The organism is Bacillus sp. AF62 (assembly GCF_050312695.1).
GTDB lineage: Bacteria > Bacillota > Bacilli > Bacillales > Bacillaceae_G > Bacillus_A > Bacillus_A cereus.
Genome location: NZ_JBNPJZ010000321.1, coordinates 1 through 239 on the forward strand (window position 1 = coordinate 1; position 239 = coordinate 239).

Consider the following 239-nt stretch of genomic DNA (forward strand, 5'->3'; position numbering starts at 1 on the left):
CAATTAGAGCAAGGAATGCCCTATCGTTCTTTACGAAAAACGATTGCGATTAATCTATTAGATTTTGATCTCTTTCCTCAATATGATGACATACATACAGTCGGACAATTTTGGAGTCAACAGCATAAGGAAGTGTTGCTCGAAGATTTGGAAATCCATTTTATTGAAATTCCGAAATTGCTACAGCAATGGAGAGAAGAAAAAATTAATCCGTGGGAAAATGAATTTGCTCGTTGGTT

1 protein-coding gene is annotated in these 239 nt (G+C 35.6%); it reads left to right on the top strand.

Annotated elements, in window-relative coordinates; all coding sequences use genetic code 11:
* Nucleotides 1–239 (top strand): PD-(D/E)XK nuclease family transposase (locus ACQRBL_RS32995; RefSeq protein ID WP_427736509.1); only part of this gene is annotated, 239 nt, incomplete at both ends.